Here is a 21759-nt window from a genome sequence, read left to right as displayed (position 1 = left end):
TGAAATATGTTGAATTATTATTCCTTAACAACTTACTAATTGTAAGAAATAATACTTCCGTTAGTATGTTATTATATCACATTGGTCATTGTCAACCCTGTGATTGAGAATTTATAGATGAAATACCCCGTGATTGGGAGCTAAAACAGGGGAAGGGATTTTTTATTTCCTATTTATAAGAGAGGGCGAGGAGAACAATGGAAGGATTGAGGACAACAACGGCTAATTTCTGCCAAGCTTCATATTATGAACAATTGATGAACAAATCATGCAAAGATTAAAAATTTAATTGAGTTTGATTCTCAATTATACTTGTCGGTTGAGAATGAGGGTGATATAATGCTTATCAGAACGTAATTGATAATCAATCTCAATGAGAATGATAACTGAATTACGAGCTGACGAAATGATTTAGAGACATATGCATAGAAGGAAGAGCCATGAAGATCATTTACTTAGCCGCAGCCGTTGTGGCGCTTTCCATCGTCTCCTTATTTATCGGAGTCAAGGATATTTCGCCGCTGGACTTATTCTCCATGACGGAACAACAACAGCATATTATGCTCGTCAGCCGCTTGCCGCGTCTAGTCAGTCTAATTCTGGCGGGAGTCAGCATGAGTATCTGCGGATTGATCATGCAGCAGCTTAGCCGCAACAAATTCGTATCGCCGACAACGGCGGGAACCATGGATTCCGCAAGACTGGGAATTCTCGTTGCGATGCTCGTATTTACGACAAGCGGACCGCTTGTGAAAATGCTGGTGGCTTTTGTATTCGCTCTGGCCGGCACGTTTATCTTCATGAAGATCTTGGACCGGATCAAGTTCAAGGATGCGATCTTTATTCCGCTCGTTGGACTCATGTTCGGGAACATCGTAAGCTCGATCGCTACGTTCTTCGCTTATAAATATGATCTCATTCAGAACATGTCCGCATGGCTTCAAGGCGATTTTTCCATGATCATCAAGGGACAGTACGAACTTCTGTATATCAGCGTTCCGCTGGTCATTCTGGCCTACCTGTTCGCCAACAAATTCACGGTTGCCGGCATGGGTGAGGAATTCGCCACGAACCTTGGACTTCATTACCGGCGCGTCGTTAATTTGGGCTTGGTCATTGTAGCGCTGGTAACCGCATCCGTCGTGTTGACGGTCGGCGTGATTCCTTTTCTCGGTTTGATCATACCGAATATTGTAAGCCTGTATCTGGGAGACCATTTGAAAAAAAGCCTTTCCCATACCGCGCTGCTAGGGGCCGGATTCGTTCTGTTCTGCGATATCCTTGGTCGGATCATCATATACCCATACGAAATTCCGATCAGTCTGACCGTGGGCGTGCTCGGAAGCGGTATTTTCATTTACTTACTGATGAGGAGAAAGGCTTATGACTTATAGAGCCAAAATCGGCCTGCTGGCCGCGGTGGCAATTATCCTGGTGGCGGCCTTTCTGTTCATCGATCTTGGCGGCAGTTGGGATTACGCCTTCCCGCGAAGAATTAAGAAGGTGCTGGCCATTATTCTGACCGGCGGGGCGATCGCCCTGTCTACCACGGTGTTCCAAACGGTCACGAATAACCGGATTTTGACGCCGAGCGTCATGGGATTGGATTCTTTATATATTTTGATTCAGACGACAGTCATCTTCGTATTCGGTTCCTTTACGCTGTACAAACTGGGCAGCAACGCAAATTTCCTGATCAATGTCGGGGCCATGATTCTGTTCGCCGGCGTGTTATACCGGCTTCTGTTCCGGAGGGAAGGCAACAATATTTACTTCCTCCTCCTAATCGGCATGATCTTCGGAACCTTGTTCTCCAGCATGTCCTCCTTCATGGAGGTGCTGATCGATCCGAACGAGTTCCAATACGTAGCGGATAAAATGTTCGCCAGCTTTAACAATGTGAAGACCGATCTGCTGATCATGGCGAGCATTGTCGTTGCCGTTACGCTCCTGTACTTCGCAAGATTCACCAAGTATTTGAACGTGCTTGCGCTCGGGCGGGAGCAGGCGATCAACCTCGGCGTGAACTACGATTATGTTGTAAAGCGGCTGTTGATCGTCGTGGCAGTGCTGATCTCGGTTGCTACCGCGCTGGTGGGTCCGATCACGTTCCTTGGACTGCTGGTCGTCAACGTTGCTTATGAATTTATGAAAACCTACCGTCATTCCTACTTGATATCAGCTTCCATACTGATCAGCGTCATCGCATTGGTTGGCGGTCAATTGATTGTAGAACGGGTGTTTACCTTCTCCACGACGCTCAGCGTCATCATCAATTTCATCGGCGGTGTTTACTTTATATACCTGCTATTAAAGGAGAGTAAAGCATGATCCAGGTTACGAACGTATCGAAAGTCTATGGCGGCAAAAAAGTCGTCGACAACGTGTCGGTTACGATCCCGAAGGGCCAAATCACGTCCTTTATCGGTCCGAACGGGGCCGGTAAGAGTACATTGCTGTCCATGATCAGCAGATTGACGGGCAAGGATAGCGGACAGATCACGGTGGACGGCAAAGAGGTCAGCCAATGGAAGAGCGGCGATCTGGCGAAGAAGGTTTCGATCTTGAAGCAGTCGAACCACATCAGCCTCCGCCTGACGGTACGCGAGCTCGTATCCTTCGGACGTTTTCCTTACTCCCAAGGCAGGCTGACGGCGGAAGATGAGAAGTACGTGGATGAAGCGATCGCGTATATGGAGCTTCAGGATATGCAGCATAAATACCTGCACCAGCTCAGCGGCGGTCAAACCCAGCGCGCCTACATCGCGATGGTCATTGCCCAGAACACCGAGTATATCCTGCTTGATGAACCGCTGAACAATCTGGATATGAAGCATTCGGTGCAGATTATGAAAATACTCAGAAAGCTTGTCACCGATCTGAACAAAACGATTGTCATCGTCATTCATGATATCAACTTCGCGTCTTTTTACTCCGATTACATCGTGGCGCTGAAGGATGGGGCGATCGAGAGCGAAGGCCGGACAGAGCATATTATTCAGAGCAACGTTCTTCGCGGCATCTATGATATGGACATTGAGATCGAAGAGATTAACGATAACAGAGTGTGTGTATACTACGCCTAACATAAGGTTGGAATATGTGTTCGGAGGATACGAGCCCGGAGCAGACCGCGAGAGGTGCGGTTCTAGCGAGTTCCTATCCGTCCGGACAGACCTGGCTGCCTTTTAGAAGGACGGCACGGTTCTATACGCCCTCTTTGTATTACAAAATCAACCAAATATTCAAAATATATGTATATCCATATTGTTCTTGATTACAGCAAGGAGGGATGAACGGTTATACATAGGATCATAACGTTGGGTAGGATAAGCTTAACCGGGCTTGACCAAAGGGTTGTTTGCGACAAACATAAATGCAAAAGCACGACATGCAGTCATAAACCATGTATTGCGAAATATAAAAAATCATTCAAACGGGGTGGAAGCAATGAAAAAATGGTTAGCGTTAGTTATGGTAGCAATGTTCACTTTTGTACTCGCAGCATGCGGACAGGATAAGGAGGCAACGGGAGCAGCCGGCGGTGATACGAACACGCCAGCTTCCGAGGAGATTACGATTAAGCATCAGCTTGGCGAAACGCCTGTGAAGAAGAATCCTACGCGCGTTGTCGTATTCGATTTCGGTATTCTGGATTCCCTGGATAAGCTCGGCGTAGAGGTGTTGGGCGTACCGCAAGCGAATATTCCTTCGTACCTATCCAAATTCGAAGACAAGAAATACGAGAATGTCGGCAGCTTGAAAGAGCCTGACTTCGAAAAAATCAACAGCATCAAACCGGACCTGATCATCATTTCCGGCAGACAGCAGGAAGCCTATGAGGAGCTTAACAAAATTGCGCCAACGATCTTTTTGGGCGTGGATACAAGCAAATACATGGAATCCTTTGAAGAGAACATGAACACGCTCGGACAAATTTTCGGCAAGGAAGCCGAGGTTGAGCAAGAGCTGAAAACGATTGAAGACAGCATTAAGGCACTGAATGAAAAAGCAACGGCAACAGGCAAAAACGCACTGATCATTCTTGCGAACGAAGGCAAAATCAGCGCATACGGACCAGGATCGCGCTTCGGCATCCTGCATGATGTGTTCGGATTTAAAGCGGTGGACAGCAACATTGAAGTAAGCACTCATGGTAAGGACATCTCGAACGAGTATATTGTAGAGAAAAATCCGGACTATCTGTTTGTCGTTGACCGCGGCGCTGCCGTAGCTACAGGAAACGGCGAATCCGGCGCTAAAGCAGTCGTGGAGAACGAGCTAGTCAATACAACGAATGCTGCGAAAGAAGGAAACATCGTGTACCTGGACCCTGACTTCTGGTACCTGTCCGGCGGCGGATTGACTTCCGTATCCGAAATGGTTAAAGAAGTGGACGCGGCCATCAAGTAATAGTGAGGACATGAAGACTCATTCATAATACAAGCTCAATTCAAAAGATGGCGGTACCGGATTATTCCGTGTCCCGCCATCTTTCGTTGTGTGCGCCCGGCATGGGCGATAACTCGGCGGTGAAAGTCCGCTACAGGCTTGGCAGTAGGAAATGTTAGCCAAGGGCAAGTGTGTCCGCCGCGAGGCGGAATCTGAAGAAAGCCGGGCCGGTGGCAAACCCTCGGTCCGACGAACAGAATCACATATAAGGCGCGGGGGTCCGGCTAAAGCTCTGGTTTTGTCGTCCCTTCTCGTATGTTCGTTTCTTTGCTTTGGATCATCGATTATCGGATAATAAAGAATATGGCAGCATTCGTCGAATCAGGGTTTAAGTTGCAGGATGGCTGCAGTCTTGCAGGAAGACAGGAGGTTATATATGATGTTTCGAGATCAAATATACATCGGCGGCCAATGGATCCGGACCGACAAGTCGATTGAGGTGTTAAATCCGGCGGACGGCAAGGTGATCGGGACCGTGCCGAAGGCCGGCAGAATCGAGGCCGAACAAGCCGTGGATGCCGCGGCTGAAGCATTCGGGCATTGGTCGGGATTGACGGCCCAGGAGCGCGGGGATCTGCTTCGCCGCTGGTTTGAACGGATCAGCGAGTATACCGATGAGCTGGCGCGGATCATGACGATGGAGCAGGGCAAGCCGCTGAAGGAGGCGGCAGGGGAGATTGCCTATGCGAACAGCTTTGTCTCCTGGTATGCGGAGGAGGGCAAACGCATCTATGGCGAGACGATTCCCGCTTCGTCGAACAAGAAGCGGATTATCGTAACCAAACAGCCGGTCGGAGTCGTTGCTGCGATTACGCCTTGGAACTTTCCGGCCTCGATGATAACCCGTAAGGTCGCGCCGGCGCTGGCTGCGGGCTGCACCGTGGTCATCAAGCCTTCAAGCGAGACGCCGTTTACCGCCATCAAGCTGGTGGAGCTTGCGGAGCAAGCGGGCATCCCAGCAGGGGTGATCAACCTCGTGACGGGTCCTTCTGGCGAAATCGCGGAGGCGTGGCAGCAGGACGGCCGGGTGCGGAAGCTGTCCTTTACCGGCTCGACCGAGGTCGGCAAGAAGCTGATGGCCGGGGCGGCCGCGAATGTGAAGAAAATATCGCTGGAGCTTGGCGGGCACGCTCCGTTTATCGTGACGGCGCATGCTGATTTGGAGCAGGCGGCTTCGGGTTTGATCGCGTCCAAGTTCCGCAACGGGGGACAGACCTGCGTCTGCGCGAACCGGATTTATGTCGAGGAGCGAGTAGCTGAAGAGTTTGCGGAACGCGTTGCGCGGCTTGCTTCCGAGCTGAAGGTAGGTAACGGCCTGCAGGAAGGTACCGATATTGGACCACTCATTAACGAGGACGCAGTGGATAAAGTGGTGAAGCAGATTCAGGATGCGAAGGCGAAGGGAGGCGTCGTGCTGACCGGCGGAAAGAAGCTGCCTGAGCTCGGCGATCGCTTCGTGGAACCGACCGTCATTATGAACGCTACCGATGACATGGCGTGCATGCAGGAGGAAACATTCGGGCCGCTGGCGCCGATCACCACCTTCACCGCCATCGAGGAGGCGATTAAGAGTGCCAACAACAGTCCGTACGGGCTGGCGGCTTATGTATTCACGCAGCATCTCGGGGAAGCGGTGCGAATCGCCGAAGCGCTGGACTACGGCATCGTGGGCGTGAACGATCCCGTTCCGTCTACAGCCCAAGCGCCGTTTGGAGGCTTCAAGGAAAGCGGGCTTGGACGGGAAGGCGGGCATTACGGGATCGATGAGTTTTTGGAGGTCAAGTACATTTCGCTTGGTTTGTAGTTTGATGGCAGTGTAATTGCAGTTCATTTATGTTTATGATTTGTTCGTGTATTGGCATTGGAGAACGGATCTAAGAAGGGCGATCCCCGTTGACGCTGCGGGATCGCCCTTATTGCCATGCATGATATTATTTATTAGATGATAGCTGAATAACCTGGCCGGTCTCTGCGGATTCGTTCGCGGCCAGCGTCGCTTCAAGCGTCTTAAGGCCTTCCTCATAGGATGCCAGAACCAGGCTGGGATCTTTTTGCCGGATGGCCTCGATCAGCGCGTCGGTCAGGTTTTTATAGAAATTGGAGCTGCTCCGGTATATCGTTTCTTTCCCCTTCTCGACAATGGACAGCGTTGTTCCGTCAAGAACTAGGCGGAAATCCCGTCCCATGATTTCGACGCCAGTGCGGTGGTCGAATTGGATGAATCCGGTTTGCATCTGTCCAAGCGCTCCGGATTCGAGCACGAACTGGATGACGCCGACATCCGGAATGTCCAGATCCGGGATATCCTTCACGAGAAGCAAATCCATATTCGCATACAGATTGGTAATGTCGCCGCATAAATAGCGGACCAGATCCAAGGTATGCGTAGACTGTTCCACTAGCTGACCGCCCGAGAGTTCTTTCTTGCGCCACCATGGTGTTGGTACAGGCACGGTGATGTAATGGGCTCGAACCATTCCGATTTTCTTGTCCTTGAGATAATCCTTTGCGATTGCAACCGTATCCAAATAACGCAAGCAATAGCCGGAAGCGGCAATAATTCCGCTGTCCGCGATGGCTTTCGCTTTGATGCGGACAGCTTCGAGATCAAGTCCGAGCGGCTTCTCTACCATCAAATGAATGCCTTTCGCTGCCGCTCGCTCTTCCAGATCGCCGTGGCAGAACGGCGGGATGCAGATATACAGCACATCGAGCGGCTCCTGTTCGATCATGACGCTGCCGTCCGTATAATAAGCGGCTCCGTATTGCTCCGCCTGTGCCTTGGCGAGTGCTTCGTTGGAATCGCAAATGGCGGCGAGCTGCACATGCTCATGCTCGTGGAGATTTTTGATGTGTACGGCGCCCATCCCCCCGGCCCCGATTACGCCTGCTTTAATCATTGGCATTGATCACTCCTAGTGGTTAGGTTAACGTACCACACCCGTTCCGGTACGTAGTCCTCGTGATTATATCCCTGATTTCCATATTATTCAACACGGTAATTTTCCCTTAATACCGGAAGACAGCCGATATAAAGCCATAGGAAGCATGGGGGCATTTAGGATGCACGGATGCACGGATTCATGCACATGCCGGCTCAAAGCACATGCCAGCTGCATGCATATGCCAGCTTGAAGCACAGCCGGCTCGAAGCACATGCCAGCTCGAAGCACAGCCGGCTCGAAGCACATGCCAGCTCGAAGCACACGCCAACTCCACGCACATGCCAGTGCGAAACACATGCTAGCTCCACGCACCGAGCGTACGGTGACAAACTCAAGCTTTATGAGGCTGCCGTCTGTAATTACCCTTGCAATGCCCCTAGGATTAGTCCAATTCCTGCATGGTCACGGTCCGTCCCTGCTCCGATGAACGGTATGCAGCTACAGCAACCGCGAGTGCGTGTAATCCGTCCTCGCCGGTGACTGATGCTTCGGCTGCGCCGGAGGAGATGGCCGATATAAAATCACGGATCAGCTCGGCATCCATGCTGTCACCCCATGCATGATGGCGGTAGCCGGACTCATCGGTGTAGACGTGCAGCTTCTGGCTGGTCGCATTCACGCTGATCGTCCCCTGCGAGCCGATAATTTCCAAGGTAACGTCGCCCCAGGTCGGGTATTCCTTATTGCGGGACCAGCTGCAGTCTAGCGTCGCGAACACGCCGTTTTCAAATTCCATGGTCAGCATGCCGCAATCATCGATCGGCTTCTCCGAAATCAAATGGCCGACCTCGGCGTAGACATCCTTTACCTCTGCGCCGGAGATCCAGCGCATAATGTCTGCTACATGCACCGTATGATCGATGACGGCGCCGCCTCCGGAGAGAGCCGGGTCGATGAACCAGCCCCCGGGATTGCGCCCCCGGTTGGTCCCCTTCATGGCCAGGATGCGGCCTAATGCACCGTCATCCACCAATTGCTTGGCGCGGATGACCGTGGAATTATAGCGGACGGGGAAGGCGGTCTGCAGCAGCACCCCGCTTGCCTTGCATGCTTCAATCATCTCTTGGGCATCCGCTATATTGGTGGATAGCGGTTTTTCGCAGAGAACATGGACACCGGCCTTGGCAGCGGCAAGAGTATGCTCTTTGTGACGGGCATTCTCGGAAGTGACGATGACACCGTCAATGCCTTGCGCCAGCAGCTCCCGGTAATCCGGATAATAGGTCGTTCCGAAATATTCCGCATACTTGGCTCCACGCTCCGCATCGGTATCGGCGATTCCGGCCAGCTCCACGCCGTCAATCTGGAGCAGCGCCTTCGTGTAGCTGAATGCATGCATATGTGCAAAGCTTATAACGCCAATCTTCATGACATCACCCCTCTATATGAATGAGCACCGACTAAGGCTCCGGAATCTGCATCTATCAGAACCGGCTGACCGGAAGACATGGACGACAGTGCCGCCAGCGCGATGCGCAATGCCTCGAGCGCATCCTCCGCCGTGACCAGCGGGTCGCTTCCGTCCTGAATGCAGGACATGAAGTGGGCAAGCTCGCGGTAATACGGGCTCTGGGCGAGCGGGCTTTCCGGGACGATGACGCCCGGGACCGTCTCCGAACGGCGGCGCGATTTGTATACGATCGGGGTGTCCGTCCGGCTGTCGTAATCTATAACGCCCTTCGTTCCGGCTATTTCGAAATGCATGGAGAAGCCCTCATGGGCCCAAGTCCCTTCGACATGGGCGATGACTCCGCTTCGGAACCGCAGGGTCACGAGCGCATAATCGAGCTGGGCCTGATGGCGGCCGTGAAGCCCCTTGGCGTATACGCGCTCAACCTCGCCGAAGCACCAGCGCAAATAGTCGAAATCATGGATCATCGCATCGAGCGTAACGCCGCCGCTGGCGCTGAAGTCGCTGTACCAGTCATTCCAGCCGATCGGATAACCGCCGCCGCGGCCGGCCCGGATGACGGCTGGCTTGCCGATCGATCCCTGGTCCAGCAGCGCTTTGGCTTTAACATACTCCGGAAAGAACCGAAGCACATGCCCGACGAACAATCGAACCCCCTTCTCGCGGCAATAGCGGATCATGAATGCGGCATCCTCCGCGCTGCGGGCGATCGGCTTTTCGCAGATGACGTGTTTGCCGGCATCGGCCGACTTCACGACATATTCCTTATGGAGAGGGGTTGGCAGGCAAATGTCGATAACATCGATACCGGCAAGGCCAAGCTCCTGCACCGCTTCCTCGAAGGAAGGGAACGCTCGGGTGCTCCATTTGGCAGCCAGACCGCTCGCTTTGTCCGCCTGGATGTCCGCGATGCCGACAAGCTTCACGCCAGGCATCACGGCATAGGCTGAAGCGTGGGCTCTTCCCATGGTGCCCGCCCCGATAACTAATACACGTATCACTTCATACACTCCTTTATAGATGAGACCGGCGACGCTCTTGTCGGCCGGGCTCGTAAACCATGTGAACTACAATCAAATTTTCGGCAGAACAAGCCGCTTAACCGTTAACCCTTAATACCGTTCATCGCAATCCCCTCAATGAAATAGCGCTGAAGGAAAATGAACAGGATGATGATCGGAAGCGTGGCCATTACCGCGCCAGCCATCAGCAGCGGGTAATCGGTGGAATGCTGTCCCTGGAAGCTGGAAATACCGATGGAGAGCACCCGCATTTCCTCGGAGCTGGTCATGATCAGCGGCCACAGCAGATCGTTCCAGGATGCCAGTATCGTAAAGATGGCAAGGGAGACGAGCGCGGCCTTGGACAGTGGCAAATAGATGTTCCAGTAGATGCGGAAATAACTGCAGCCGTCGATTTTGGCGGCCTCCTCAAGATCCTTCGGCAGCGTCATGAAAAACTGCCTTAACAGGAATGTGCCGAAGGCGCTGAATATGCCGGGCACAATCAGCACGTAGAACGTATCGAGCCATTCGAACTCGCGCATGATGACGAAGCTCGGAATCATGACGACCTGCGATGGCACCATCAGCACGGCCAGCAGCGCGAGGAATATCGTATTTTTGAACGGGAACCGCAGGCTTGCGAAGGCATAGGCGGCAAGGGAGCACAGCACGAGCTGGCCGGCGGTTCGCCCGAGCGTGACTATGACCGTATTCAAGTAATACGTGCCGAAATCTATGCTGTCGATCACCCGGGCATAGTTATCAAAGCGCCATTCGGTCGGGAGCCATTTCGGCGGGACGGACATGGAGTCCGCGAACGATTTGACCGAGGTGGAGAGCATCCACAGAAAGGGCATGATCATGACCAGCGCGCCGACAGCTAACAGGAGATGGGCAGCCAGACGGCTCGTTTTATCGGTTCGGGTTGTCGTTTTCACGTCGTATACTCCTCCTCCCGTTATTGGTAATGAACCCAGCGCTTTTGGATATACATCTGGACCATCGTAATCACCAGAATGACAATGAACAAGATGAAGGCCTGGGCGGATGCATAGCCCATATTAAAGTACTTGAAGCCGTCCTCCCATATGCTGTATACGACCGTCCGGGTGGATTCGAGCATCGTGGCCTGCTGGTCCATCATGATAAAGATCAGATCGAACACCTGAAAGGAATTGATGAAGGACATAACCAGTACAAAAAACAAGCTTGGCGTCAGCAGCGGCAGCGTAATCCGGAAAAACTTATACAGCGTCCCGGCCCCGTCCAAGGAGGCCGCCTCGTAGTAGCTCCCCGAGATTCCCTGCAATCCCGACAGCAGGATGACGGCATTGTAGCCGATGCTGCTCCATACACTGACAAGGACGATGGAGAAGAGGGCGAATTTCTCATCGAACAGCCAATTCGGCTGCGGTAAATTCATCGCGCCCAGCACATAGTTAATCAAGCCGAATTCCGAGTTGTACAGCCATTTCCATACCATGCCGACCGCAATCGGCATCGTGATGACAGGGATGAAATACAGCGTCCGGTAGAAGACCATCCCTTTGATTTTCTGGTTCAGCAGCACCGCCAGCACCGTTGCCAGCGCGACGGACAAGGGGACCGTGCCGACGGTATACAGGAGCGTGTTCAGCAAGGATCCCGTAAACTTGTCGTCCTGCATCAGATTGACAAAATTGTCGATGCCGATAAACCGGGGAGAGGTCAACCCGTCCCATGCGGTAAACGACAGGAACAGCGATGCGGCGGAAGGAGCCATGTAGAACAGACCCAGGCCGAGCACCACAGGCAGGATGAAGACATAACCCCAGATGGCCTCGTTGATCGAAAGCTTGGAGGGCTTTCGTTTGGCGGACGTTCCCGGCGGATCCGTGGTGACTGTTACAGGAGAGCTCACAAGCAGCACCGTCCTTTCTTCATTCGTTATCGAGTAATTCGGATTAGCGAGTTGCTAGAAGAGCTGGTGTCACTTCATGATCAGAAAAGCCAATGAGCTCCTATTTCGTTTCGGTAGCCAAAATAGCGTTCATCTGATCCCCGGCATTTTTGAGAGCTTCTTCAAATGACTTTTTGCCCAGGAAGGCTGCCTGGATTTCCTTAACCTCGGCATCCTGCCATTCCGCGGTTTTCTGGGAAACGGGATACGGGACGGCAAAATCCAGACTGTCTACGAACACCTGCAGGTCCAAGGACGGAATCGATTTGAGCCAGCCTTCTTCCGTTCCCTTATAGGCAGGCATCGAGAAGCCCGATTTCGCCAGCAGCTCTTGCCCCTCTTTCCCGGACAGAACCTGGATCAGCTCCCAGGCTTCCTGCTCGACCTTGGTCTTTCCGTTGATCGCCCAGCTCAGGCCATGAACGATGGAGGCCTTCTCCTTGCCCGCCGGGAGGACCGCAACGCCAAGCTTGTCTCCAAGCAGCTCGTAGAGCTCCGGCGAATTGACCGAAATCCCCGGGAACATGGCGGCTTTGCCTGAACCGAACAGCTGGCGGGATTTCGTCTCGAGCTGCTGCTGAGCCGTAGGGGAATAGCCCTTATCGATCAAGCTCTGCTGCCATTTGAACGCCTCCAGCGCTTCCGGCGTATTGAAGCCGGAGGTTGTCTTATCCTCGGAGATGACGTAGCCTCCCGCTTGGGAGATATAGTTGTAATATCCGATTTGGCTGTCGATCGGGGCAATATAGCCGTAGATGCCGTTCGCCTTGTCGGTGAGCTTGGCGGCATTCTCTTCCAGCGTCTCCCAGGTCCAGGTTTCATCCGGGTAGGCAAGACCGGCCTTATCAAACAATTCCTTGTTGTAGTACAGACCGATGGAATCCTGGAAGTAAGGAAGGCCGTGGAGCTTGCCCTGATACGTATACATGTCGATCAGCGCTTCGTTATAGACCGAAGTATCCAGACCGCTTTGTTCAATGAGCGGGGACAGGTCTTTGATGAGACCCGAGGAAGCGTACGAGTGGAAGTTGGGACCGTTCATCCAATACACATCCGGGCCGCTGTTGCCGGCCAGGCTTGTTTTCAGCTTGGTCCAGTAATCCGCCCATGGCGTGTACGTCACCTTGACCTCGACATTCGGATGCTTCTGGTTGAAGATTTTGATCGATTGATCCAGCGTCTCCCGCACATTTTCATCCCACAAGGCGACATTGATCACTTTCTTGCCATTCTCTCCGCCGGACGCATTGCCGCCGCAAGCGGACAGAACGGCTGCGAGCATCAGGATTACGGAAAACAGGACCGCCATTCTTTTTCTCATCACATAAAACCTCCCTAAGGAACTTGGTTTGATCCAACACGTGACTCCAACTTGACGCTTGGCTTGAAAATGACTCCTCTTGCATTGCCCCCTTTATCTGTGATTAAAAAGTCATAGTTATTCCAGTGATCGAAAAAAGTTGACACAGGTATGCAATGTTTTGAGTGGAATAACGATGCTTCTGTTGCGAAAGATTATATATTTTGATTCAAAATATTTCAAGACAGCGGTTTCATTTTGTTTTAAATTATTTTTTTCACATTTTATGATGTCGCTGCTGCACCTGTGGAACTTGAGTTATTTTCGTTAATGGAATAAGTTTATAACAGATTCCCCGAAATGGTATAGTGTAACTAGCGCTTGATCCGCCAGCTCCCAGGGTACCAACCGGGAACGAAGCGATGATGAAACGAAAGAAAGGTTGAACTTGCTTGAACAATATGAAAAAAGGCGACCACAAGCTGATCCAGGCGCTGAATCGGTCCAAGGTGCTAAACAAGATAAGGACGGAGGGTCCGATCTCCCGGATCGACCTGGCCAAGAAGAACAACATCAGTCCTTCAACGGTGGCGTCCGCCGTGCAGGAATTAATCAAGGACGGCTACGTCGTTGAAATCGGAACCGGCTCCTCCAGCGGGGGCAGAAAGCCGATCCTGCTTCAATTCAATCCCAATAACCACTATCTGTTTGCGGTTGCGATCACGAATTCCCTCATCATTCTGGCGGCGATGAACCTGGAAGCGAGCATATTGAAAAAGGCCACTTTTCCGATCGACGGACTTCAGGGAAAAGAGCTCGTTGAGCGGCTCCTGCAGCTTACGGATGATTTTATCCGATCCTACGGCGGCGGAGGACAATGCGTTGGCCTATCCGTTACCGTGCCCGGAATCGTCAGCGATACTCAGGGCGTCGTCTACTACAACACCAAGCTGCGGATGGAGAACGTCCCGCTGAAACGGATCATGGAGGAGCAGTACGGTTTACGGGTATGGGTAGAGAACGATATGAACTCGGTGGCTCTGGCTGAGCGGCGGTTCGGCAATTATGCCTACTCCAACCTGATTTACATTTCGATCGGCGATGGCCTCGGATCCGGGATTCTCATTAACGATACCCTGCTTCGCGGCAAGCATGGAGGAGCGGGGGAGTTCGGCCATACCAGCGTGAACTGGAACGGCATCCGCTGCGAATGCGGAAATATCGGCTGCCTGGATACCAGCATCAGCTGGGTGGCGATCTATTCCCGCATCATAACGGCGATCGCTACGGGGCGGCCGACCTTGATCCAGGAGCTAAGCGGCGGCGACTATGCAAAAATTGACCCTTCGATGTACAAGGAGGCGCTTCGGCGCGGTGACCGCCTGGCGATCTCGATTAACGAGGAGGTGGCGGAGCATCTGGGTGCGGGCATCGTGAACCTTGTGAATATGTTTAATCCGGAGGCGCTTATTCTCGGAGGAGAAATGGCTTTGGGGAACGAGGAGCTGCTGGCGATGGTTCGCAACTATATTGGCCGGCATGCCATGCCGATCCTCGCGAATGACATGGTATTCGGGCTCGCCTCGCTGGGCGGTGACGACAAGCTGATCGGCGCAGCGGCCGTCCTGCTGCAAGATCTGTTCGGCTTCTCGCTGATCGAATCTTCGATTTGACAACGTTTCCATCAGCACGTAATCTTGGGGTACATGAATCTCAATCGGAAGGGGAGCTGACGAATTGGAGCAATATATACTGTCGCTGGATCAGGGAACGACAAGCTCGCGGGCGATATTATTTGACCGGAAAGGGCAAATCGTGCATTCCGCCCAAAAGGAATTTCCGCAGTACTTCCCTCAGCCGGGCTGGGTGGAGCAGAACGCCAACGAAATTTGGGGCTCGGTGCTTGCCGTGATCGCCACCTGCTTGTCGGAAGCAGGAGTCAAGACGGAGCAGATTGCCGGCATCGGCATCACGAACCAGCGGGAGACCGCGGTCATATGGGACCGGAAGACCGGTGATCCGATCTACCATGCGATTGTTTGGCAATCGCGCCAGACCGCAAGCTTGTGCGAGCAGCTGATTGCGGACGGACATGATTCGATGGTTAGGGAGAAGACAGGACTCCTGATTGATCCGTATTTCTCAGGAACGAAGATCAAATGGCTGCTGGATCATGTTGAGGGGGCCCGTGAGCGCGCGGAGCGTGGAGAGCTTCTCTTCGGTACGATCGACACTTGGCTCATCTGGAAGCTGTCCGGGGGCAAGGCCCACGTGACCGATTATTCCAATGCATCGCGGACGATGCTGTATAACATTCATGAACTGAAATGGGATGAAGAGCTGCTTGCGCTTCTCGATATTCCGGCCGTGATGCTGCCGGAGGTGAAGCCTTCCTCACAGGTATACGCGAACACGGTGTCGTATCATTTCTTCGGGCGCGAGGTTCCGATTGCGGGAGCGGCCGGGGACCAGCAGGCGGCGCTGTTCGGTCAGGCCTGCTTCTCGGAAGGGATGGTCAAGACGACTTACGGCACGGGCAGCTTCATGCTGATGAATACGGGGGATAAGCCCGTTAATTCCGAGCATGGCCTGATTACGACGATCGCCTGGGGCTTGGAAGGCAAGGTGCAGTACGCTCTGGAGGGCAGCGTATTCGTTGCCGGCTCCGCGATTCAGTGGCTGCGCGACGGACTCCGGATGTTCCGGGAGGCGAAGGATAGCGAGCCGTATGCACGCCGGGTAGATTCAACGGATGGCGTGTACGTCGTTCCCGCTTTCGTCGGACTCGGGAGCCCTTATTGGAACAGCGAAGCGCGCGGTGCTGTTTTCGGCCTGACGAGAGGCACGTCGAAGGAGCATTTTATCCGTGCAACACTGGAATCGCTCGCCTACCAGACGCGGGACGTGCTGTCTGTCATGATTGAGGACTCCGGGTACCGGATTCCGGCTTTGCGGGTGGATGGCGGCGCGGCTGCCAACACATTCATCATGGAGTTTCAGAGCGATATTCTGAACGTGCCGGTCGAACGGCCGGACATCCTGGAGACGACGGCGCTCGGAGCGGCCTATCTCGCCGGCCTTGCAGTCGGGTTCTGGAAGGACCAGGACGAAATCCGCAGTCTGTGGTCTGCCGGGCAGCGGTTCGAGCCGAAGATGCCGGAGGAGACCAGGGAGAAGCTGTACAACGGGTGGAAAAAAGCCGTTTATGCGACAATGGCTTTTCATTGACGGGAATTATGCTATAATAAATATTAAGTGAATACATGTCTGGAGACTTGGAGAGACCACTGGACACACAAAAACCCGGCAGACGGGGATATCGTTGTGTGTTTGTGGTCTCTTTTTTGTTGTCTTTTTAGTCGCCTCTAGATATTAGGAATTCAGGAATTTAGGGTATATAGAGCTCGGGTAAAACATACAGGGAGGGATCAGTTGTGAAGCATTTACGGACATTTTCAAGCCTGGACCGCAAGAAGCGATTCCGGGAGATGGATACCACGCATTACGAATTAATCGTCATTGGCGGAGGAATTACGGGAGCAGGCATCGCGCTCGATGCAGCAACCCGCGGCATGTCAGTGCTGCTGCTGGAAATGCAGGATTTTGCATCCGGCACGAGCAGCCGTTCGACCAAGCTGGTGCACGGCGGGCTTCGTTATCTGAAGCAGTTCGAGGTCGGAATGGTAGCCGAGGTCGGCAAGGAACGAGCGGTGGTTTATGAGAACGGTCCCCATGTCACGACGCCGGAATGGATGCTGCTTCCGATTCACCAAGGCGGCACGTTCGGCAAATTCAGCACGTCGATCGGGCTGATGGTGTATGATTTCCTCGCCGGCGTCAAGCGGGGAGAGCGGCGCTCGATGCTCTCCTCGGAGGAGACGCTGAAGAGGGAGCCTCTCCTCAAGCGGGACGGCTTGAAGGGCGGCGGATATTACGTGGAATACCGGACGGATGACGCCAGACTGACGCTGGAAGTCATGAAGGAAGCGGCGGCCAGAGGCGCGAACGTGTTCAATTATGTAAAGGCCGAATCGCTGAATTACGATGCGAACGGACGCATTACCGGCGTCACGGCCAGAGACATGCTCGATGGTGAGGTTCGGCAGGTGACCGGCAGTCAGATTGTGAATGCATCGGGGCCGTGGGTCGACCGCGTGCGGGAAATGGATAAATCCAAGAAAGGAAAAATGCTGCAGCTGACCAAAGGCGTGCATCTGGTGATCGATCAATCGAAGTTCCCGCTTCGTCAAGCCGTATACTTCGATACGCCGGACGGACGGATGGTGTTTGCGATTCCAAGGGATGGAAAGACATACGTCGGGACTACGGATACGGTATATAAAGCTGATCCCGCACGGCCGTTCATTACAATCCAGGACCGGGATTACATCCTTAAGGCGATATCATATATGTTCCCGGACATCAAGCTGTCTCCGTCCGACGTAGAGTCAGGCTGGGCCGGCGTTCGGCCGCTCATTCTGGAAGAAGGCAAAAGCCCTTCGGAAATATCCCGCAAGGATGAGATCTGGGAATCTCCGTCGGGGCTTATTACGATTGCGGGCGGCAAGCTGACCGGCTACCGGAAGATGGCGGAAACCGTCGTCGACCTTGTTGCAAAGCGTCTTCAAGAGAGAGGCGGCAAGTCTTACGGCGCCGGCATAACCCGTGAGCTTCCGATATCCGGCGGCAAGGTTGGCGGTTCCGCTCAATTCCCGGATTATGTGCGCATTCAAGCCGATCAGGGCGCGGCGCTTGGGATTGAACGGAAGCTTGCAGAGCAGTGGGCGAAAATGTACGGCTCCAATGTGGCAGAATTGTTCCGCTTGGCAGGGGAGGAAGCCGCGGGCACGGGAGCACAGGAGGAAGCGGAGGCGCTGCCGCTGTCGGTGCTCGTTCCGCTGCGGTATGCGATCGAGCACGAAATGGCCGTGAAGCCGGTCGACTTCTTTATCCGCCGGACAGGTTCATTGCTGTTCAATATCGAATGGACCAAGAGATGGAAGGAGCCGGTCATCGATTATATGGCTTCGTTACTCGGCTGGAGCAATGATGAGAAGGAGATGTACACTTTAGAGCTGCAAGAGGAGCTTGCCAGGGCGGAGCATGCCGCACCTTCCGAGGAGAGCGGGCTGGAAGCCGCGGCGGCTTCTGCAAGCAAGCTGTCATCCTGAATCCATCCCTAATGTTCAACCAGCTCCCGGGCGCGTGAAGCGGGAGTTGGTCTTGTTTTGATCGGTCAAGTTATAGAAGCATGGGCATCGGTGTGATATTCTATATACGTCGTCAAATATGAGAGGAGAGATCAACCGATGAACCACAAAGCGTATGAAGGCACGTTCCACGGCGAGCCTGCGGTATGGCTGCAGCACGGCCCTTATGAAGCGGCAATTTTGCCCGCAGTCGGCGGTAATCTTATAGCCTACCGGGATATCGAAAGCGGTTACCGGTTTCTGCGGGAGCCGGAAGCGGACGAAATGGAGTCGTTCAAGGAGAATCCCGGCGTACACGGAATCCCTGTCCTGTTTCCGCCAAACCGCTATGAGGACGGACGGTTCCCATGGAAAGGCAAGACCTATCAGTTTCCGGTGAATGAGGAGGCAACGGGCAATCATCTGCATGGCTTTTTACATACGACTCCGTGGTGGGTCGAGGAGTATGGCAGCACGGAAGCGGGCAGCTATGTCGTCGTATCGGTCAAGGTCGATGAAGACCATCCGGTATATGCGATGCTGCCTCACCGCTTCACCTTCCGTCTGCGCTACACGCTTAATCAAGACGGTCTGTCCCAGCATGTCTTGATTCGCAACGAAGGCGACAGCGACATGCCTTGCCTGCTCGCCTTCCATACAGCGATCATGGCGCCGTTTGCGCCAGGGAGCACGGCAGACGATGTGGTTGTCCGCATGACCATCGGCGAGCGTTGGGAGCTCAATGAACGCATGCTGCCGACCGGTCGCTTCCAGCCGCTGACTCCGGACGAGGAGAAGCTCCGCGGCGATGGAGTCAGCCCGTATTTTGCCGAGATGGACAATCATTATACGGCTGCTCAGCAAAACGGGAGAAACCGCATGGAGCTGACCGATACGCGCATCGGCAAAACATTCGTATACGATGTAGGCACTTCCTATAAGCAGTGGATGGTTTGGAACAACAAGGCATGTGGGAAGTTTTTCTGTCCGGAGCCGCAGGTCAACCTCGTCAACGCGCCGAATGTGGATCTGCCGGCCGACGAAATCGGCCTGTTCGGGCTGGCGCCGGGCGAGATCTGGGAATCCACCTCGCGCTTATACATGAAGAACTGATCGACAAGACTTTCAATCGAGTGAAAAAAAGCGTATTGGAACCACCCGGTTTACGGGTTGACATGTCCGTACGCTTTTTTTACAGCTGGCCAATATGGCGCGTTGTCCGAGTCCCGCGATAATCGTCGGGCAGCAGCAGCGTCACCGCTTGAGGCTACCCTTTCAAGCTGAAAGAGGATGGGTTAGCCTGGCTCCGTCTTTTCCGCACGCGCTCCGGAATGGCAAAGAACGCAATATGCATGACGACAAACAGGCACAGCGCAATGAGCTCCTCTGCGAGAATGTAATAGGGATGCGGCCCTAGGAGATCAAGCAGGGAAGGGGTATTCGGCTTATGCATCAAAAACATGTAGTTGGACCCCAGCGCTGCATTTGCCAGTCCGACCACAAGTGCAGCGGCGTTCAGGAACAGCATGGTGTGGCCGATCGATTTCCAGGTCGGACGGTATCCGCGAATCCAAGTCATATACAGTGCCGTTAAGATAATGGCTATATGGACGATAAAGAAATGAAAGAAGCGGAAATGCGGGAATGGATAATCGAGATTGGGCGTCAGAATGGCCTGAAGCGCCCCGCCGATGCCTGCAAAATAGACGAGCGGATACAGCTTTGCCGAATCCGTTAGCAGCACTGCAGCTGATAGAAATAATGTAAGGCTGCAGAGCTCAAGCGGCAGGGACGTGGCCGGATCCCATATCCCGGTGACGCCGTACCAAACATGAAGGGCTGCTTCAGGCAATACCAATGCAGCCAACAGGCCGATCCGTACCCCTTGCCGAAGCCAAGGACGGCTTCGAATCCTGTACCGGAACAGAAACAGCAGCAGTCCGAGGCCGGCCAGCATCCCGATAGCGACGAAGTGCCAGGGGGAGAAGGCGGCAAAGGATTGTGAGACGTCCGGATCAAAGATCGTTTCGATGACATAACATCCTTTCCGAAAACGTAGTATCTAAATATTATCATCCTTACATTTTGAAAGAAAGGCTGGTGTTGGATGACCATGCTTCGAGCGATAAAGCGGTTTACACTCACGATGTTATGCGCGGTGCTGCTGCTCGGGATGAGCGGGCTTACGGCATCCGGGAAAGCTGATGCGGCCTCCAAATACAAGAAGTTTTTCGATGTCAGCAGAAAGGGAGCGCCGACCCCGGGGCTGAGCGGAAACAAGGAGTGGGTGCCTCAGGGGCTGGCGCTCGTGCCAAGCAAAAACTGGATTATCATATCCCATTACTGGGGCAACAAAAACAAAAATCAAGCCAGCTCCATCTCGATCACAAACAGCAAAACGAATAAACGGATCAAGACGCTTTATTTATATGAGAGCGGAGGCAAGAAGCATACCGGACATGTTGGCGGACTTGCGGTAAGCAAGAAGCATCTGTGGATCGCATCGGGTAAAAATGTCTACCGCATTCCGCTAAGCACGCTCAGCAGCAAGAAGGATTACAGCAATATCGTCATGAGGAAATATTCGCTCGGACATAAAGCCTCCTATGCAACCTATGCTGATGGGGTTCTGTGGGTAGGCGAATATATGGACGGAGAAGATATCGGGAAGAAGCAGTGCGCCCCGGGACCAAAGGGCAAGCTGCGGGGGTATAAGCTGACTGGCAGCGATCTGTTGCCGCCTGGCCGCAAGCCATCTTACACCTGGACGACACCGGACAGGGTGCAGGGAGCGGTGGTGACCAAATCGCGGGTGCTGTACAGCCAGTCATGCGGCCGCAACAACGCAAGCACGCTCCTGATTTATACCCGCGGGACCTCGGGCAAGCCGGCGGCGACACCGCTGGCGATGCCGCCGATGTCCGAGAATATCGCGCTCCGCGGCAACGATCTGTATGTCCTGTTCGAGTCCGGGGCGAGGAAGTATCGGAACGGGGCGCTGCCCTTGAAAAACCTCTACATCGTCAATTTGAAAAAGCTGAAGCTGTAACATGAATCGGCGGTCCTAATAGCACAAAAGCACCCGCTTTCCTATAACAGGAAGGCGGGTGCTTTGCGCGTAGGACAGGAGCGTAAGCTCGTCGTCTTACAGGACCGGCTGTCTCGCTTCGGCGACCAGCCGCTTGAGCGGCTCCTGCTTCCATCTCGGGATTCGAAGATGCTTGGCGGAGGGAGCCTTCTCCCCGAAGTATACGATGCCTTGCTCGACGTCCGTCACCTTGTCGATATTGACGTAACAGTTGCCTCCGACATAGTAGAATTGTTTGCCCGAGACCAGGGAATTGATGTTGTCGGCAGTCATTCTCTTTTTTATATTATAGTTCCTGCCGTGAAAGCTGACCAAACCGTGCGATCCGGTTTTAAAGAACAGAATGTCTGTCTCCACCACGAAGTCCTCATACATGTTGCGGGATTCCGATACGCGCTTCGTCATTCTGCTTCCCCCTTTTCCTTGATCAA

18 protein-coding genes are annotated in these 21759 nt (G+C 53.5%); 10 read left to right on the top strand and 8 right to left on the bottom strand.

The genetic code is table 11. The annotated features are described in order from the left end of the window. The first annotated feature begins 440 nt into the window (after positions 1–440). The 5 genes from NST08_RS19605 to NST08_RS19585 all read left to right on the top strand — a co-directional run bounded on the left by NST08_RS19605 (position 441) and on the right by NST08_RS19585 (position 6256). Positions 441–1394 (top strand): ABC transporter permease, encoded by a 954-nt coding sequence (locus tag NST08_RS19605; protein WP_007132170.1) that lies wholly within the window; start codon positions 441–443, stop codon positions 1392–1394. Next, positions 1384–2331: an iron chelate uptake ABC transporter family permease subunit gene (locus tag NST08_RS19600; RefSeq protein WP_007132169.1), complete on the top strand. Its 948-nt coding sequence runs from the start codon at positions 1384–1386 to the stop codon at positions 2329–2331. Before NST08_RS19605 ends, NST08_RS19600 begins: the two co-directional genes overlap by 11 nt. Continuing rightward, positions 2328–3086, top strand: coding sequence for an iron ABC transporter ATP-binding protein (locus tag NST08_RS19595; RefSeq protein ID WP_341342189.1), 759 nt, complete (start codon positions 2328–2330; stop codon positions 3084–3086). Before NST08_RS19600 ends, NST08_RS19595 begins: the two co-directional genes overlap by 4 nt. Before the next feature lie 364 nt (positions 3087–3450). Next, positions 3451–4413 (top strand): siderophore ABC transporter substrate-binding protein, encoded by a 963-nt coding sequence (locus NST08_RS19590; protein ID WP_341342188.1) that lies wholly within the window; start codon positions 3451–3453, stop codon positions 4411–4413. A gap of 418 nt (positions 4414–4831) precedes the next feature. Next, on the top strand, positions 4832–6256 hold the full coding sequence (locus NST08_RS19585; protein WP_341342642.1) for an NAD-dependent succinate-semialdehyde dehydrogenase: 1425 nt from the start codon (positions 4832–4834) through the stop codon (positions 6254–6256). 127 nt (positions 6257–6383) lie between these two features. Here NST08_RS19585 and NST08_RS19580 read toward each other — a convergent pair whose 3' ends face one another. From NST08_RS19580 to NST08_RS19555, 6 genes are all read right to left on the bottom strand, one after another. Further along, positions 6384–7352 carry a Gfo/Idh/MocA family protein gene (locus NST08_RS19580; protein ID WP_341342641.1) on the bottom strand — a complete coding sequence of 323 codons (969 nt, stop codon included), beginning with the start codon at positions 7350–7352 and terminating at the stop codon, positions 6384–6386. Positions 7353–7779: 427 nt separating this feature from the next. Beyond that, on the bottom strand, positions 7780–8766 hold the full coding sequence (locus NST08_RS19575) for a Gfo/Idh/MocA family protein (RefSeq protein ID WP_144869130.1): 987 nt from the start codon (positions 8764–8766) through the stop codon (positions 7780–7782). Then, on the bottom strand, positions 8763–9809 hold the full coding sequence (locus tag NST08_RS19570) for a Gfo/Idh/MocA family protein (protein ID WP_007132163.1): 1047 nt from the start codon (positions 9807–9809) through the stop codon (positions 8763–8765). The genes NST08_RS19575 and NST08_RS19570 overlap by 4 nt, the downstream gene beginning before the upstream one ends. 104 nt (positions 9810–9913) lie before the next feature. After that, positions 9914–10750: a carbohydrate ABC transporter permease gene (locus NST08_RS19565; protein WP_007132162.1), complete on the bottom strand. Its 837-nt coding sequence runs from the start codon at positions 10748–10750 to the stop codon at positions 9914–9916. Between the two features lie 20 nt (positions 10751–10770). Beyond that, the gene (locus NST08_RS19560; protein WP_210094717.1) at positions 10771–11712 is read right to left on the bottom strand and encodes a carbohydrate ABC transporter permease; all 942 of its coding nucleotides are present in this window, start codon (positions 11710–11712) and stop codon (positions 10771–10773) included. A 100-nt stretch (positions 11713–11812) separates the two neighbouring features. Then, on the bottom strand, positions 11813–13072 hold the full coding sequence (locus NST08_RS19555; RefSeq protein ID WP_028405352.1) for an ABC transporter substrate-binding protein: 1260 nt from the start codon (positions 13070–13072) through the stop codon (positions 11813–11815). A gap of 440 nt (positions 13073–13512) precedes the next feature. On the opposite strand from NST08_RS19555, the gene NST08_RS19550 reads away from it, so the two are divergent. The 4 genes from NST08_RS19550 to NST08_RS19535 all read left to right on the top strand — a co-directional run bounded on the left by NST08_RS19550 (position 13513) and on the right by NST08_RS19535 (position 19353). Next, a complete protein-coding gene (locus NST08_RS19550; RefSeq protein WP_245255968.1) occupies positions 13513–14724 on the top strand; it encodes an ROK family transcriptional regulator in 1212 nt (403 codons plus the stop codon). 64 nt (positions 14725–14788) lie between these two features. Further along, positions 14789–16279, top strand: coding sequence for a glycerol kinase GlpK (gene glpK / locus NST08_RS19545; protein ID WP_210094715.1), 1491 nt, complete (start codon positions 14789–14791; stop codon positions 16277–16279). A 260-nt stretch (positions 16280–16539) separates the two neighbouring features. Next, entirely contained in the window at positions 16540–18222 is a 1683-nt protein-coding gene (locus tag NST08_RS19540) for a glycerol-3-phosphate dehydrogenase/oxidase (protein ID WP_083832668.1), read from the top strand. 138 nt (positions 18223–18360) lie between these two features. Continuing rightward, positions 18361–19353, top strand: coding sequence for an aldose 1-epimerase (locus NST08_RS19535; protein ID WP_007132156.1), 993 nt, complete (start codon positions 18361–18363; stop codon positions 19351–19353). 154 nt (positions 19354–19507) lie between these two features. Here NST08_RS19535 and NST08_RS19530 read toward each other — a convergent pair whose 3' ends face one another. After that, positions 19508–20263, bottom strand: a complete 756-nt coding sequence (locus NST08_RS19530) for a YwaF family protein (RefSeq protein WP_306436997.1) — start codon at positions 20261–20263, stop codon at positions 19508–19510. Between the two features lie 90 nt (positions 20264–20353). On the opposite strand from NST08_RS19530, the gene NST08_RS19525 reads away from it, so the two are divergent. After that, positions 20354–21289 carry a hypothetical protein gene (locus NST08_RS19525; protein ID WP_244869139.1) on the top strand — a complete coding sequence of 312 codons (936 nt, stop codon included), beginning with the start codon at positions 20354–20356 and terminating at the stop codon, positions 21287–21289. Positions 21290–21385: 96 nt separating this feature from the next. Here NST08_RS19525 and NST08_RS19520 read toward each other — a convergent pair whose 3' ends face one another. Then, a complete protein-coding gene (locus NST08_RS19520) occupies positions 21386–21733 on the bottom strand; it encodes a hypothetical protein (RefSeq protein WP_007132153.1) in 348 nt (115 codons plus the stop codon). Positions 21734–21759: the final 26 nt, after the last annotated feature.

Origin of the sequence: Paenibacillus sp. FSL K6-1566 (assembly GCF_038050475.1) — a bacterium.
In the GTDB taxonomy this organism is placed as follows: domain Bacteria; phylum Bacillota; class Bacilli; order Paenibacillales; family Paenibacillaceae; genus Paenibacillus_AQ; species Paenibacillus_AQ lactis.
Note: the sequence above shows the minus strand (reverse complement) of the source record. Positions and strands in the feature narration are given on the sequence as shown.